This is a genomic window from Yoonia maritima (genome assembly GCF_002933395.1).
Lineage (GTDB): Bacteria > Pseudomonadota > Alphaproteobacteria > Rhodobacterales > Rhodobacteraceae > Yoonia > Yoonia maritima_A.
Window position 1 is genome coordinate 490,239 of record NZ_PKFN01000008.1, and the last position, 15,575, is coordinate 505,813.

Genomic DNA, 15,575 nt, shown 5'->3' on the forward strand with positions numbered 1-15,575 from the left:
GCGCCAAAACTGCGGCGCCTTATTCACAATGCTACGTCCTAAATTTAGGTTTCAGATGGCACTGGTTCTTGCTCTGCCATCATAACGCTACCATCTTTCAGAACGATTTCGCCACGTTCTTCTTGGCAATAAGGCCGTCCATCTGGACGCAAGCGCGGTGTCATATACCCTTCAATGCCATCATCAATATACCAGTGCTGACACCCATCGGGGTCAATCCATATATTCGCAAGACCATCGCGAAGCGTTCCACCGTCAAGGCCACCATCAGTGATGCCCCCTTTGGAACTTGTCTCACAGCCTGAAAGTGATACTGATGCGGCAGCTAGCAACACCACTTTCGCAAAGTTTGCTGTATTCATATTTGTCCTCAAACCAGATTAGTTCAGCAGCAGATTGAACTTGTTCAACATATACATGTAAATTTTGTATCACTATAGCCGAACGTTGACTACTCTACTCTATCTAGTAGCTAAATAAGGAATTAACCCGCCTATTTAGTACCCACATAGCACTTTGGTTAGCCGACTATCGGCGTCAGCCAGTTCTTCGATGATATCAAAGTGGTTTTTATCCTCTTCAACCTCAAGGCCACACGCCCATGCCGCCGACAAATCATGTGATTGTTCAATAAAAACAGGACGTTCTTTTGAACCAACATGAATTTCCACACGGGTTTCGGGGACAGCCATTAAAACAGGGCTTTCAACCTTGGCAGTGTCAATATCAAGCCTAAGGTCTACATTCATCGACGTCCGGGTCAAAGGAACCAAATCCGTCACGGGCGACACAGGCATCACGAGGTCAAGCCGATCCAACCAGGTGACCGAAGTTCGCGGTGCAGTCATGCGCGCAACAAGTTGGCCCCCAGCAGAGTGTCCGACTAAGCGAATCGGCCCCAGCACACGCTGGGAAATCACACCAATTGCAGCCGCAATTTGATCGCCGATTTCTGGGATCGTCGTTTGCGGGCACAAGTCATATGAAGGCATCGCAACAGCCCACCCATGCGCAAGCGGACCCGCCGCCAAATGTGACCAATATGATTTATCAAACTGAAGCCAGTATCCCCCGTGCACAAATACGATAACCCCGCGCGCCATACGGGCAGGATGAAATAGATCGAACCGATGCCGGCGGCCTTCACCATAGGGCAAATCCAATTCACATAGCGTCACATCACGAAACGCGGCCGCAAGAGCCGCCCATTTGTCAGGATAGGTTTCACCGTTCGGGATATAGGCCGCATTGGCAAAAGCATCATCTAATTCCATGGTTCCCCCTTTACGCCGCCCTAAGTGCAGGGTCAGATAGCGCCAAACATAAGGAGCCTAACATGCTTGATGAAACGACCAACCTCAAATCCATGCTCACGCGTCCGGATCTGGTCTGTGAAGCCGCATTTGTTTCCGGCGAATGGGTGTCTGCTGAAAATCGGGCGAACTTCAAAGTAACAAACCCAGCGCGAGGGGATGTTATCGCACTGGTTCCAGATTTATCCCGCGCCGAAGTCGGCGAAGCGATCTCTGCGGCTGAAAAGGCGCAAAAACCGTGGGCTGCGCTGGCCGCCAAAGAACGTTCAAAAGTTATGCGCAAATGGTTCGACCTGCTGATGGAGAACCAAGAAGACCTTGCTATCATCATGACCGCCGAACAGGGCAAACCACTGACAGAGGCCCGCGGCGAAGTGGCATATGGTGCATCATTCATCGAATGGTTCGGCGAAGAAGCAAAACGCGTCTATGGCGAAACCATTCCCGGACACATGGCCGACAAGCGGATCAGCGTCATCAAGCAGCCAATTGGCGTAGCTGCGGGCATCACGCCTTGGAACTTCCCCAATGCGATGATCGCACGCAAAGTGGCCCCAGCCCTTGCCGCTGGCTGTGCGTTTGTTGTGCGACCCGCTTCGCAAACGCCCCTGTCTGCGCTTGCGATGGCAAAGCTGGCACAAGAGGCGGGCGTGCCCAAGGGGCTATTTTCCGTTGTGACATCAAATGCCGCAGACGAGATCGGCAAGGAATTTTGCGAAAACCACATCGTGCGCAAACTGACCTTTACTGGATCAACCCAAGTTGGCCGCATCCTACTCCGTCAGGCCGCTGACCAAGTCATGAAATGCAGCATGGAACTGGGCGGCAACGCGCCGTTCATTGTGTTTGATGATGCCGATCTTGATGCCGCCGTTGAAGGGGCAATCGCCTGCAAGTTCCGCAACAACGGCCAAACCTGTGTTTGTGCCAACCGTATCTATGTTCAGAAAGGTGTCTACGACGCTTTTGCGGCCAAATTTACAGCGGCGGTCGAATCCCTGCGCGTCGGCGACGGCCTCACAGACGGAACGACACTCGGCCCCCTGATTGAAGCCAAAGCGATCGACAAAGTCCAAAGCCATCTTGATGATGCACTTTCAAAGGGCGCGACTATTCTGACAGGCGGCAAGCCGCACGATCTGGGCGGTTTGTTCTTTGAACCAACGATCATCAGCAACGCGACCAAAGACATGGCTGTCAGCACAGATGAAACATTCGGTCCATTTGCGCCGCTGTTCATGTTTGAAGACGAAGACGACGTAATCTTTCAAGCGAATGACACGATCTTTGGGTTGGCCTCCTATTTCTATGCCAAAGACCTTTCACGTGTGACCAAGGTCGCCGAAGCACTAGAATACGGGATCGTGGGTGTGAACACTGGCATCATATCAACCGAGGTTGCGCCATTTGGTGGTGTAAAGCAGTCAGGCCTCGGCCGCGAAGGATCATCACACGGCATCGAGGACTACCTTGAGATGAAATACATCTGCGTAGGAGTGTAATGTAAATAAAAAATAAGGGTATGTAACCGCAATATACACCCTTATTGGGACAGCCACGATATCAATATACCCCCAGCGATCGCAGAATTCGGCGATATTAAATTGCTTCGCAGGCGGCATCACAGCGCCAATAAGAAATTTACACATTGCAATAGGACACTGGTCTACTTCAGACACGTGCGAACCCCACCTCCAACGCAGCGACGTGGTATGAACTCTAAAAAACACTAGGGATAAATTGCAAGAAGGCACCAGGACGCCGGTTGCGATCAGCGTCTTCGTGAAGAACCCAGAAGCAGCAGAGCATGGCCGGATCTTTTTTCACGACATCGGCGACTATCTGGACCAGAAACAGAAACTGGCGGTTATCCAAGATTTTGGTGCAATCGACGGTATCACGAACACCGAAGGTTGGGATCTGATTACCCCGGATGATCAGAACGACTGGCTCAAGCCAAGTTCAAGGCGCTTTCTCTGTAACCGTGCTACCACGTTGGCCATCCGGCACCACATCCTTGCCAGTGGTGGACAGGAACACACGGCCTGTGGACGGCAGGTCACCCATCAGCTCCCATGACCTTTCAGGGAGCAGTAGCATGCGGGGACGATACGCAGTCTTTCCGCCGCCGACCTCATCGCCGCGGATCCAAACCTCACCGGTCTGGCGGTTGATGTCCTCTGCACGTACGCAGAACATCTCCCCGGGGGTCGCGCCACTGCCCAGTAAGAAGGCGATCATCTTCGAGAGGCGGCGGCGTGGATCTCGCACGGTTTCTGGCGGGCTTAAAGCCGCCTTTATAAGCTGTTCGGCCTCTTCCGGCGTCAGAATGCGTTTGCGGACGTCGTCTTCATGGACCTCCGGTCGCAATCCCAGTGCGTTGTTGATCACGGCCTTCAGCGGTACTGACACTTGGCGACGTTTGGTGGCAGCCTTCCAGTGCGGTTTTGTAAGAGCGACCTCGCACTGTTTACGCGTAAAAGGGTCGATTTCATCGACTCGGACAGTTGGACCGAAATAGGCGACGATGGGTTTAAGCTCTTCTTCATGTGCACCAAATTCTGCGACGTAGAGTTCGGCGGCCTCCATGAAGGTTGGAACAGGCGACAGCGCGCGCTCCCAAGCAGCGTCATGAACGCCTTCGGCAACCAATTTGGCTATTTCAACCTTGCCTGGATCGCAGACGCCCGTCGAACGCCGGAACCTTTCCCCTTCAACGCGGAAATCGTAGCACCACGACCGATCTTTCCAGAACGGATGCCAGCACGGTGGCTCACCCCCAAACGTTTCTCGTTTTCCCATTTCAATATCTCCTTTATTGTTTCGATGTGATGTCGGTAGAAAACAATGTTTCCTCGATGCCGCGCGTCTACTTCGTAATGCGCGCCATATTGTCTGCGGATATTGAAGAGGCTTTCGACTGAAAGCCCTAATGCACGTGCCGCTTGCTTTCGCTTCAGCGGTGGCTCAGCCCAATCTGTGAATTTGCAGCAGTGGGGGCAAAACTGACTGTCTTGATGACCTTGATCTGACACTCTTCCGAACCTCCTCTTTTGGCTGTGGAAACACATGTTTCCTTTGGGCTCGGCCTCATTGAGGGGCGTAAAAGAGATTGCCTGTAAAGGGGGAGGCAACGATGCCTGCGGCCCATCTTTCGCGGTTTTTTCTTATCTGTTGGAATTTTCTTGCGTAGCGATTTCAGTGGAAAAATTGATTTTTCCAAGACCGTTCACAAGGAATTTTGAAGGTCAAAGACGGTGTGCAAAACGAAACCAAGGCGATGCGGAAGGTGGGAAATCGTGCTGCGTGCTGACCTATTGGAAAAAGTCTTTCAGTTCCCATTTTTCGAATTGGCTTTTCGTCTTTTTCCACCAAGATTGTTCAGTATGAAAAAATTTCTGCAGAACGAATTTTCTGAACCAATTTTCATTGGAAACGTGATGTCTGGAATCCCCAACATCAGGATGGGAAGAAGAATATGTGCCAGAGAAAGTACAAATTTTCGAATAGAATTTGATAAGCAAAATCAATTGGTAGGCAAATTTTCGATGGAATTATTTTGTTCTAATCTCTGAGGAGTTGGGTTTGGACACCGCAGGCGCGATCATAAAATAACCTCTCCTCTTGGATATGCCCTGACGTTTTTTCCGCTCAAAGTGCAGCTGAGGCGTTCTGGGCTTTCGTCTCTTCTGACCGGTTCCGAGTTCGGTCCGAAAACACCTCAAGTTCAATCAGGCATCAAAAGGAAAAAAGTTTATTTTTTACATGATGTTAGTAATTACCTCATGGGCGAAAAACCTTACATGAAGGAGGATTTTCGTGTCGTTTCCCCTTCTGTGAAATGGTATGTCTAAGACTGGTGATTTCGTTGCTTCTGTGGTGAATTTCCAATAAAAACGTCTCGGAACTGCAGGCGTCCCATCACGCAAGCGTTATAAATGTTACAGCCGTAACATCTTCGCTCTTCGCACAGTTGGCGTGTTCTGGCGGTTTCTTGCTCTAATCAATTGGGTTTGATTCGGCTCATTTGAGGCCAATCTCGCGCAGAAACCGTTACTAAAGCCCACCGCGTATGAGTGTCCCAGTCGCAAATGGTGCCCATTCCTCATTTTGACGAGACGAAACGGCACCCCACAAGCTGTGAACTAAGTCATGTTTCTTTCCTGGCTTGTTGCCTCTCTCTACCGGTTCGCCTACTGCCAAGCTGTTTGGGTGCCTCTTTCCGATGATCTCGACATTTCAAGCCTTGAGGCAGAGGTGATCCGCAGACATCCCATTGGGTTTTCACCGGCCTGCATGGCATCGATAACAAGATGGTCTTGAGTGGACCAACGTTCGCTGAGGTCCTACCTGTTCTTGAGAAGTATATCGGCGGGGTCGAAGTCTATCAGCATTCCGGTTTTGATCGGAGCGCGATCCGCGCCGCAACCGCGGTTCTTGGTCGCTCTGAGCCAGATTGGATCTGGCAAAACAGTGTCACAGTCGCGCGCCGAGCTTGCGCCTGCAATACAGGATGCTCTCCTGACGATCGCGGACCGGCTTGGAAGCCAGTCCTTCGAGCACTTGGATCTCCTCGCCCGCGTAATGAATGCACCCACTTCGGATGCAACCCGGTGGCACGGAGCGAAAGTGTCTGATCTGGTTGCGCGGTTCCTTTAACGCCCAATCCCTAATTTCATTCCGTGCTCGTCACCGAGCGCGGCCCATCTTAGCTGAGAACGGAGACTATCAATGTATGTAAAGACTGACCTGCGCGAGGTGACCCTGTGGCTGCGTTGCAAGTATTCGATGCGCCATCTGCATATTTGGATCACACGCCACTACTGCTGCGAGGAGGACCAGATTTCTCAAGTAAAGATCACGACCATGGGAAGCTCTCCTGCGGAGTTGGCATCGGCTGCAAAAAAAGCATTTGAAGCATTGGGGTATACGCAGGCTATCCTTGCTTCGTTGACCTCCTTCAACTTGAAGTGAGAGAATTTCATCGGAACTGATTGGTTCATGCGGCACGTGGAAGCTCCTTTGACAGTTCTTGCTGGCCGGCAAGCACTAATTTGTCGTGGTCGATCCAGGCGTAAGCTGTGCGGCATACCGCTTCTGAGTCGCCAAGCCGAGCAGACACAAGAGACCAATTACCTGGGTTTTGTGCCACAAGGATTGAAGCTTGGCCGTGGCGGAACATGTGAGGGTTCATCCCAGGGAATCCGCAATTAGCGGCGCAGTCGGACCACCATGACTTGAACGTTCCATATGGAAGGCGTTTCGTTGGATCTATGACTGCGGGAAAGAAGTGGTCGTTGTCCTTGTGATTGCAAAATAGGGGGCGAATTTTGGCTTCAAACCAACGCATCGTCTCAAGCCCGCGGAAAGGGCTCGCCGCCTGAATGACTGCGTGAATGCCCTTGCGGTTCTTCACGAACGCCGCAGGAATGCTCATTCGCCCGTTGTCTGACTTTCCAATGCCCAGAAACAACCAAGGGGACTTGCCGCGGTATGTCAGAGCCAGAATATTGGATACCCTGGCCGGGACAGCATCGGTTTCCAAAGCTGCGAAAGCTGCGCATGTGCCATAGCGACGCGCCTTCTGGAGGTGATGTTCGGTTTGGCGAACGGATTGTAGGTATTGGACGGAGGTTCTTGAGTTCGGTTAGCCAGGGGTTTTGGTGTGCGCCGTGCTGCGGTCGAAGCGACCCGATAGTTGGGGACTGGCAAACCCGCCTGCCAAGCGCGCAGCTGGGCTGTTCGCCAGAGTATCGGTTTTTTTCGGAGCGGGATCGGGTCTGGGAAACTCGGATCAGGCTTTGAAACGCCACGCCGCCTTCCAGATCGTATAGTCTCTCCGAGCGCCTCAGCCACATCGCCTGCAGTGCTATGCGGAAGCTTTAATTCTTCCCACCTGTAGCGTGGCGGTGGAGCCAGGCCCTCAATTGCCCAAACGGAATACCAGGGAAATTTGCCTTCGATACGCCGTAGGCCGAGTGCCAGTGCAAGTTCACGAGCGGCCCTAACAGATGGCATTCTCCAATATTCGGCCAGCTCTTTTGTGGTTGCTGAACCTGGGTCGTCCTTGACTTTTTTCATGACCAAACCTCCTTACAAAAAGGAGATCGGTTCGAGTGGACGTTGACGGAAACGCTTTTTGTTCGTTGGCTCTCGTGCTTGGCAATTGCCATCGCAAAATTGACTTGACGCAGTTCAGGGCGCTTTCTCTGTAAGGGAAATTGACCAAATGTTTCCCAAACCCAGTGCCATTCTGTGCCACTCAGGGCCATTTTGAGGGTATTTTTGTCCAGGAAAGAAAATTTCAAAACTGGAGATTTTCGCCTTGTAACCCTTATGTTTACTTGGCTATACGCGTCGGTGGAGACGTGGCCGAGTGGTCGAAGGCGCTCCCCTGCTAAGGGGCTGTAAGTGTCTGTAAAAAAAGAATTTTATCCTTTTTCATTCCAGTTTGACAAATCTTCGTCAACTGCACCTACTGCTCATCATCAACGATTTCTGTTTCACGTTGATTGAACCAAGCGCCTTTCAAGCGCGATCGGATCGCATTCGCAGCCGGGCGCCCGGCGTCGATCATAACGGTCTTCAAACCAGGCTTTTGAGCAAGTGATTTCTCGACCATTCGGACGCAACCAAGCACCTTTGCATCAGCAGGGGTAATGTCGCGTGCTGTGAACAGCAGCCGGAGAACGTCGGCTTCGGTTTTCGGCTGCATGGCATTGAGAGATATTAGATCTTCAATGGTTGCCACCAGATCATCTTGCGATCTTCGCGCCATCCATGCGTCAAGCTCTGAGTGCGATGCTCGACCGAAGAAGGCGCTGTTGCGCGCCTCAAGGTTGTCGATGCGGCGTTCAAGGGTCGCAATAAGGCCAAGATGTAGTCCTTCAGCGGCGCACAAAAGGCCTCGCAACCACTCCGCCATCAGATGTGTCTGCGCGGCGGTCTTTAGGGTGTTGTTTCCCAAAAGGGCTGCACCGCCTATCGCGGGGGCCAGGATGAGCGCGCCGGCCGGACCGATGGCGACCAGACCGAACCAGGCTCCAGCCTGGCTGCCCGCAAAGCCCAGTGCACCGCGAGACGCTCCGTCGAGGAGTAACCAGGCAGGTAAATCCGAAAACGGCACCCTGCCTTGAGCGACTTCGATCCCACCGCGTAGGACACCAATCGAGAGGGCGAACTGCAAGATGTCAGGGTCAGCGAGGTCGGCAGCGTGGCCGAGCGTCTCAGCTATTTGCTTTTCGATTAAGCCAATTTCGAATCCTGGCAGGGTAGTCACCAAATGTGCCCACGGCGCGCCGCTCTCGGCGGCCTGCTGGGCCAGCGCGGTATTGGCTATCACGGGAATATCGGGGTACTTTTCGAAGTGATCGGTTAGGTTGGAGAGCGAGGTGCCGCACTTCACCTGCACGGCCTGATCATCGACAATTAGATCAAGCCCAGGCGTGTTACTTGCATCGGCAAGGCGGACATGGTGCCCATCGGCAATCAGTTGGTCCATGACAAGGCGTTCAGCGGTGTATCCCCGCAGTGACCATCCGGCACCAGCATTAACGAAATCACTGGCGCGACAAGCAAATGCCAGGGGATCCCCAAGGTCCTCGGTGCGGGAGAAATCAGCGGCCTTCATAACATTCGCATCGAGTGATACTGCATGCCAAAGCATCTCACCGGCCGTCAGACCCACGACAAGTGATGCATCGGTCACATCCGTCGATACCCTCTTGGTGGACCAGGGGGCCGGCGGAGCGCCCGCAGGAGGTGGGACAGGGCCGACGAGGCGGCCATTGAGAACGCCCATCTTTCTTCGAAGAGCAGATCGGTCGCTTGCCCGCATCCAGCCAAGCGCGTCCGCCTGCGAGTGGTCAAGTGCGCGCATATCAGTCAAGAACTGTGCCAGGCCTGTTTCACTGTGATGAGTGCCCTGTGCAGCCAACATGACGCCGAGGCGTGCTGCAAGCTGGCTGCGAACAAGCCGTGATCCGCGTCCGATCCCGAGCCAGCCCAGTGTCGCGACCCCGACGAGAACAGTCACAGGGTTTGTGAGTGTTGCGAGTAGAGACACCAGGGTCGGCCCGCTCACCATGGGGATTGCAGCGCTCAATTGAGCCGCCAGAATATATGGAACAAATCCGGCATTTGCGACTACCGCAGCCCCACCGACCCACGCGCCACCGGCGGCAATAGCGTTGCGTGCTCTTAACTGCCCATCTCTAAGCGCTATGGCGATTTCTGGATCTGCCGTTTCCGCAACAGCCTCAACGAGGGCTTCGTCTGCGAGCAAGACGAGCATTTCTTCGGCCACAATTTCCGGGAACGCCAGAGGCGGTTCCGATGTCATCGCGACCTTCGCAATTCGCCAATAATCGGCAGCCCTACCGCCTATCCGTGCGGCAAGACCGCTCTCTGACAGTTCTCGATTGTTTTCCCGGTGGCGGGATCTGATCGATGGTGTCAGACGTTCGGCGGCCCTCACCGCAAAGGCAGAGGCCGATCTGGTGGCGGATTTCTTCGAGAGTGGTGGTTCGGACGGGATCGCCAAAGCATCGGTGAGCCGAGCCCAGAGGCGAAAGCGCAAATCACCTTCGGAGGCAGTCGATCTGGCCAGATCATCCTGAGCGGCCTGAATCTGATTTGCAGCGACGTCAACGTCCAGACCAAGCTTGGCAACGACACCGGCAGCTGCACCCTTCGCAAGGAAGATGCCGTCCACGCATTCGATGAGCGCGATCATCTGACAGATCTCTGCCCGTGTCAGAACTCCGATGCCAGACTGTATGTCGATGGGGCGGACGATGGGACGGGAAGTGAGATGATTTGTCATGGCCCTGACAATGCATCTCGTGGACCAATTGTGCAATCGCCCGGGGGAATTGCCCCAGGCGATTATGTTTATTTTCCGATGGTAATAAGTTCTCCGAACTTTACCGGTGCTCCGACGTCCTCCCTGAAATCCCAACCATGCTGGAGAAGGCGGTTCCCGAGATCCTTTGGCGCAACCTTGCAATACCGGTTTGCAGTGTCGGATTTGTTCCAGCCGCCGAGATCGACGAGCCGCCGAAAGTCCTTGGTCTGAGAATAGTACCATGTCGCCCATGTGTGGCGCAGGGTGTATGGTACGACATCCGCACCCAGACCTGCGGCTTTCCTGACCTTGCTGAATGCTTCAGCCATCTGTCCGCCACCATTCTGCCGTTCTACATAGGGCTGACCGTCCGGCGTGAGAAATGCAGTGCCGCTTTCCGGAAGATCGCCCATCAAATCGATGGAACGCTGCGGGAGCAAAACAAAGCGCGCGCGATAATTGGTCTTGGTCCCGTCCAACCACCACTCCGAAGTCGCAGAGTTCCAGTGCTCGGCCTTCGAAGAGAAGGTCTCTCCGGGACCGGCGCCACCACCAAGCATGAAAGCGATCTTTTGGAGCGTCTTGCACTGTGGGTCGTCCAGCTTCGCTTTGTGGGGATTGCTCGCGAAAAAGATCAGCCGTTCGGCCTCTTCCGGAGTGAGCCAACGTGTCCGTTTGGTATCGTGGTTCTTTTCACGGCCGGTTCCCTGAGCGAAATTGATCACGGCTTTAATCGGAGTTTTCAATTGGCGCCGAACCGTTTCTGGCTTCGCATTCGGATAGAGAGCTGCGGCGGCTTCCGCGACTTTCATCGTGTCGATATCCTCAATCATCGTATGCTCACCGAAATGCTCAATAATACGGCCCAGGAAACGCTTTTCTTTTCCCTGCTCCATGTAGCGAAGAGCCGCGAGGCAAAAAGGTGTCTTCGGAGCAGCTTCGGGGAGCACCGGTTGTTTGGCTTCCTCCCACGCTTCATCGAAAAGCCGCTTGGCTTCAACGTTCGCCTTCTGCTTCATTTCGATTGTGCGCAAGCCAAGGCGGCGGCGAAATCTGCGGCCGTCGATGACGAAGTCGATGGCCCAGTCGCCCGCGTCTTCGACCCAGAACGGCTGCCACGGGTTACTCTTCGAACGGTTCTTGGCGCGTTTTTTCTTTTGATTGGTCTGCATTTTAGTGCTGTCCTGATGTTCTCAATATTTTCGGGATAAAAGACCCGGCGGCTTCCACGAGGCTCGTGTGTATTCACGCCATCTTTCTCAAGGTCTGAAAGGACATCGCTGAACGTTCGGTAGCTGAGCCCTATTACTGCAGCAGCCTGTTTTTGGGTGAGTGGCTTAACCGCCCAATTTTGACTGACCGCCATTTTCCATTCCTCAAGTTGGTCTTCGATAAAGGGAACCAGAGTGTTTTTTGTGGGTCCCGAGGAAGAAATCAGACTTATTTTCCCAACTCGCTCGCACCTGTGCGCAACATTCGATATCCATGGGAGAAGGTATCGAAAAAGTGATTATTATCATTTTTTACAGCCACTTAATGTTGATCTCTTGGGGGCGGTTGCTTTCTTTGAATCAGGATGTAGAGATTTGTTTTGATCGTTTTCGTCCCCCTTGGATGCTTCTCTCGAAGTAGGTCTCGCTATATGAAGCTGACCCCGGAAGTGGCATTCGAAAATGGTTCACATGTCAAAGCGCGCGCCGACGTTTGAGCAGCAGAAGGTATGGGTGTCGGCACGCTTGGGATTGGTTGTCTAAGCCAACCCACGGGCATCTGGGCCCTCAAGATGACGGCGCTGATGGTACGCGCCGTCCTGGATCATCATTGAAGGAGGTCCTCGATCAGACGCTCCGCCTCGGCAAAGTCGATGACTTCGGTAGCGGCTTCGTACATGCCGATCAGATGCCCGACAGCGACCGCCAGAGAGTGACTCCGCGTATCGAAATGGCGCTCATGATGACCGCCGTGCACATTGTGCTCATCCGCGATCCACGTTGTCTGGATACCTTTTTCGATTTCCACCCGCATGAAATCGATCAGGATCTCCAAGTCACGCAAAAATGGCTTAGTGAGCAAAGCATCCGCATGCAGTTGGCGCTTCACTGCCTCGGCAAGCGCGCGCCTTTGCGGGGGCAGTGCCGGAATGATGACTTCATGAAGCTGGTCACGCGCGATGCGCGCTTGCATCACTGCATCCGCAGTTAACGCCAACAGAAATTCTCGGTGGGAAAGTTCCGCGCTCATTTCAGGTCTCCCAATTTCTGGACACCGGCACAGTAATGAGGACCCTGTGTGCCATTGCCATCAATTGCACGGCCAGCAAGCCCTGAGACGGTCGGAGAGTTGCGCAAGGCTTGGGCCAGTCCGTCCGCCAGCAGGCAGATATCCTCCACGACCGGATTGGCGGGATCAATGGCCGCGAAGAACCCAGATTCAACCCGATCAGGATCGTCCACGTGTTCGAGGAAAAGGATGTCCCGCAGTTGCTTGAGCAGGTCTGAAGTCCTACGCGACGGCGCAAGCTCCCGGCTCAGTGCATCAGAAATCTGATCGACAGTGTGTGCCCCATCACAGCCACCCAGCAGGCGGGCTGCATGGTGGAGAGCATCACGGTTCAACTCAATAAATCCATGAATGGGAAAGACAGCCTGTTGATGCGGCAAAGTCGGCTTGAGGGCCAAAGGGGTGGCAATGTTCATTTTGATCGTAACTCCAGCAGTGCAAGGAGGTGTTCCTTGCTTCAAGCATCTTTTCTCTGCTGGTGGCGGGTTCATTCTGTCCGCAGTCTCGCCCAGAGGACTGCGGACAGAATAAACCGCAGCCAGATTTCCTCCGGAAAACCGTTGTCGAAAAAATCCATGTTTTTCGTCGCGGAATGAGGGGAGGTTCACTTGGTGCGAGAGAAACAAAACAACACTTTTCAATTCCCTAATTCCAATTTTCATGGAATTCAAAATCGGTAAAAATATTATATTTCAGAATGATAGATGGCAATCCACGCATGAACGACGGGTTTATACGAACGTTCATGCCGTGGTTCGACGCAGTTAATTAGACCAACTCTTGCACGCTTCATCAGGGCATCGTGCCGCTGAACGGGGCGACCTGGCCTGCTACGCGGGACGATCAGGTTGCTGGACGGGGCGAAACGCATTTTGAACGGGGTCGGTAGGGGACCAATTGCTTCTTGCAACACACAGGAGCCAACAAACACATGCCCATCAACGACAATTACACGATCCCCGAACCCGTCATTCAGTTCCTCGTCAACGGAAACCGCAGTTTCCTCGCACTGAGGCTCGTGCACGGACTAATTTATGTGATCCACTGCACACTAAAGGGCAACATGAAAATTGTTCCGGCACAGTTCTCAAAAGAACATAGTGTCCGAACAGGCATACTTGCAGCGGCCGTCGGCCCTGAAAAAAGCAAAGACAACCGGTGGCTACATACTGCTTGCCGAGAACTGGCCGATCAAAAAATTTTTGATACGATCAAGATCGAAGGTCGGCGTCTGCGTTTCAAGTTAAGCAAAAGATTCTCTGATTCATTCGGGACCAAATCCACGGTGTTCGCGATCATGCAAACGGCTCAAGTCAGAGCATGCCGCACAATGCATGATTTGATGTTTTTGTCTCTTGCCTGCCTCCATGGCGGAAAAAGATGGCCGAAATTCTACCTTCCTCGCCTGCCTAAACGTTTGGAAATGCCGGACCCTCAGCTCACAGTGATGCCACAAATGACACCCGAGCAGGCGGGATGGCGCATGTCTTGGTCAAGATCGAGCAGATCTTGGGTCAAAGCCGGGCTTTTTGCCTCTCCAGGTCGCGAAGGATAAGCCATGAGGTCCATGTTTCATCGTTGTGATCCTTGACCTTCTCTCGCGCTCCAACCATTGCCTTAATGACCGGCAGACCTTCTGTATTTTCAACAATTGTCTGAATTGGATGAACAGGTTGTCCATCCTCGACCAGCTCCGCGTTCTTTGCATTTGAAGCCTTCGGACCAAGATGCTTTTGAGGGGTCAGACCCTCCGGCGCATCGCCTGTGTTCACCATCTCTTTGTAAGAACGAAGGTCGATCCTGGCTTTAGACCCTATGCGACGGAGGGCAGCATTTGTCCGGATCTCCCATTCAGCCCGCATTGTCTGAATTTCCTCAGGTCCAGTTTTGATGTTATCCAGACGCCGGACTTTTGCGCCAAACCCACCACTCACCTCATCCTTTTCACGAGTCGAGACCAAGATATGTGCGTGAAAGTTGAGATTTGTGCGTTTTGGGTCCGCCATGATGCACAGGTATTCTTCGAGATCCAGTGTGCCATCCTGATACTTGCGTTCCACTTCTTTGCCGTCTTCTTTATCATGGAATTTGGGGGCGTGGATGGCGTATTGGGCCACCACGCCGTAGCGATCTTTCAGATTGCAAGTGAAGCCATGAACTACACGGCGCATATCGTCGAGCGGCAGATCGGCAGGTAGCGCCACGCGAATTTCACGGGCTACCCTGGAATTCTTGCGGGTCTCAGCGGCCTCAACTTCATTCCAAAGTCGGTCACTTCCCGTCACCCAATTGACGGTGCCTTCGGCCAGAAGCCCGCCGAGATGGTCGTATGAAAACGTCTTTCCAATCCGATCATCGTGCAAGCGGCAGCGCGCGATGTATGCGGCCCGCGCGACGGCGCCAGCGGTTTTACCGCGAGAAAGAGTGAGAACAGAAAAATGACATGCAGGGTGTTTCATACTGAGGGAGATCAGGCCCCGGCAAGATCTCGCTACCCAAAAAAGGCCCGCTGCAGGCGCGCTGCAAACAAAGTTTGCGTAATTGCGCCTTCCTACCTCTCGGGTCGTCAGGTTGTGAAACCTGCTCCTACGATCTCGCATGCGAAAAAAATGAAGCGACCGGCAACCTCGGGCGCGACTTCCCCTTCAGGACCCCAACGAAAGGTAACAACAATGTCCCGAACAGAGAAGAAAATCGAAGCGCTGGCCCGCGAGATTGAGCAAAAGACCGCCGTTCTCTCAGACCTGAATCAAAAAGCAAAAGAGGAAAAGAGGCGCGCTGATACGCGCAGAAAAATCATCTACGGCGCTGCTTTCCTGGCCTATACAAATGATCTTCCTCCGGAAAAAGCTGAAAAGGCTTTCTCAGGTATCCACAAGCATATCACCAATAAAAAGGACCGTCAGTTTCTCGAAATCGGTGATTTGACAATTTCAAAATAGCTACGAGACCTTTTTGATGAGTTTGCTGAAGGCAAGCGCGAGTAATGCGCGGGCTTCAGTTTTTCATGTCCAAAGAACCGCCTGTTCAGGAGGCGAGGTAACTGCCGTCCTGAACAGGTCGTAGCAGGAGCACGGACACAAGGGGCGGTTGCAGCGGCTCCCAAAGGCAAAACAAAATACCTACCAGCAATTGAA

Annotated in this window: 13 protein-coding genes; 4 read left to right on the forward strand and 9 right to left on the reverse strand. The window is 53.2% G+C overall.

The annotated features are described in order from the left end of the window. Positions 1–44 precede the first annotated feature (44 nt). Entirely contained in the window at positions 45–362 is a 318-nt protein-coding gene (locus CYQ09_RS08950; RefSeq protein WP_106745050.1) for a hypothetical protein, read from the reverse strand. A gap of 135 nt (positions 363–497) precedes the next feature. Continuing rightward, complete coding sequence (locus CYQ09_RS08955; protein WP_106745051.1) at positions 498–1,274, reverse strand: alpha/beta hydrolase; 777 nt, start codon at positions 1,272–1,274, stop codon at positions 498–500. A 62-nt stretch (positions 1,275–1,336) separates the two neighbouring features. Here CYQ09_RS08955 and CYQ09_RS08960 point away from each other — a divergent pair, with 62 nt between their 5' ends. Next, positions 1,337–2,815 (forward strand): NAD-dependent succinate-semialdehyde dehydrogenase, encoded by a 1,479-nt coding sequence (locus CYQ09_RS08960; protein WP_106745052.1) that lies wholly within the window; start codon positions 1,337–1,339, stop codon positions 2,813–2,815. A gap of 460 nt (positions 2,816–3,275) precedes the next feature. Here CYQ09_RS08960 and CYQ09_RS08965 read toward each other — a convergent pair whose 3' ends face one another. After that, positions 3,276–4,115 (reverse strand): site-specific integrase, encoded by an 840-nt coding sequence (locus tag CYQ09_RS08965; protein WP_106745053.1) that lies wholly within the window; start codon positions 4,113–4,115, stop codon positions 3,276–3,278. Between the two features lie 1,929 nt (positions 4,116–6,044). On the opposite strand from CYQ09_RS08965, the gene CYQ09_RS08975 reads away from it, so the two are divergent. Next, positions 6,045–6,287: a hypothetical protein gene (locus CYQ09_RS08975; protein ID WP_106745055.1), complete on the forward strand. Its 243-nt coding sequence runs from the start codon at positions 6,045–6,047 to the stop codon at positions 6,285–6,287. A 25-nt stretch (positions 6,288–6,312) separates the two neighbouring features. Here CYQ09_RS08975 and CYQ09_RS08980 read toward each other — a convergent pair whose 3' ends face one another. From CYQ09_RS08980 to CYQ09_RS09005, 5 genes are all read right to left on the reverse strand, one after another. After that, the gene (locus tag CYQ09_RS08980) at positions 6,313–6,858 is read right to left on the reverse strand and encodes a hypothetical protein (protein ID WP_162617619.1); all 546 of its coding nucleotides are present in this window, start codon (positions 6,856–6,858) and stop codon (positions 6,313–6,315) included. Between the two features lie 930 nt (positions 6,859–7,788). Continuing rightward, the gene (locus CYQ09_RS08990; RefSeq protein ID WP_162617620.1) at positions 7,789–10,047 is read right to left on the reverse strand and encodes a hypothetical protein; all 2,259 of its coding nucleotides are present in this window, start codon (positions 10,045–10,047) and stop codon (positions 7,789–7,791) included. A gap of 158 nt (positions 10,048–10,205) precedes the next feature. Beyond that, a complete protein-coding gene (locus CYQ09_RS08995; protein ID WP_106745059.1) occupies positions 10,206–11,330 on the reverse strand; it encodes a tyrosine-type recombinase/integrase in 1,125 nt (374 codons plus the stop codon). A 646-nt stretch (positions 11,331–11,976) separates the two neighbouring features. After that, positions 11,977–12,399, reverse strand: a complete 423-nt coding sequence (locus CYQ09_RS09000; RefSeq protein WP_106745060.1) for a hypothetical protein — start codon at positions 12,397–12,399, stop codon at positions 11,977–11,979. After that, on the reverse strand, positions 12,396–13,079 hold the full coding sequence (locus CYQ09_RS09005) for a hypothetical protein (protein ID WP_162617621.1): 684 nt from the start codon (positions 13,077–13,079) through the stop codon (positions 12,396–12,398). Before CYQ09_RS09005 ends, CYQ09_RS09000 begins: the two co-directional genes overlap by 4 nt. Positions 13,080–13,369: 290 nt before the next feature. Between CYQ09_RS09005 and CYQ09_RS09015 the strand changes: the two genes are divergently transcribed. Continuing rightward, a complete protein-coding gene (locus CYQ09_RS09015) occupies positions 13,370–13,993 on the forward strand; it encodes a hypothetical protein (RefSeq protein WP_106745063.1) in 624 nt (207 codons plus the stop codon). On the opposite strand, the gene CYQ09_RS09020 is transcribed toward CYQ09_RS09015, so the two are convergent. Next, a complete protein-coding gene (locus CYQ09_RS09020; RefSeq protein ID WP_162617622.1) occupies positions 13,953–14,897 on the reverse strand; it encodes a MobA/MobL family protein in 945 nt (314 codons plus the stop codon). The two genes, CYQ09_RS09015 and CYQ09_RS09020, sit on opposite strands and share 41 nt — an antisense overlap. A gap of 213 nt (positions 14,898–15,110) precedes the next feature. On the opposite strand from CYQ09_RS09020, the gene CYQ09_RS09025 reads away from it, so the two are divergent. Then, positions 15,111–15,380, forward strand: a complete 270-nt coding sequence (locus tag CYQ09_RS09025) for a hypothetical protein (protein ID WP_106745065.1) — start codon at positions 15,111–15,113, stop codon at positions 15,378–15,380. Positions 15,381–15,575 lie beyond the last annotated feature (195 nt).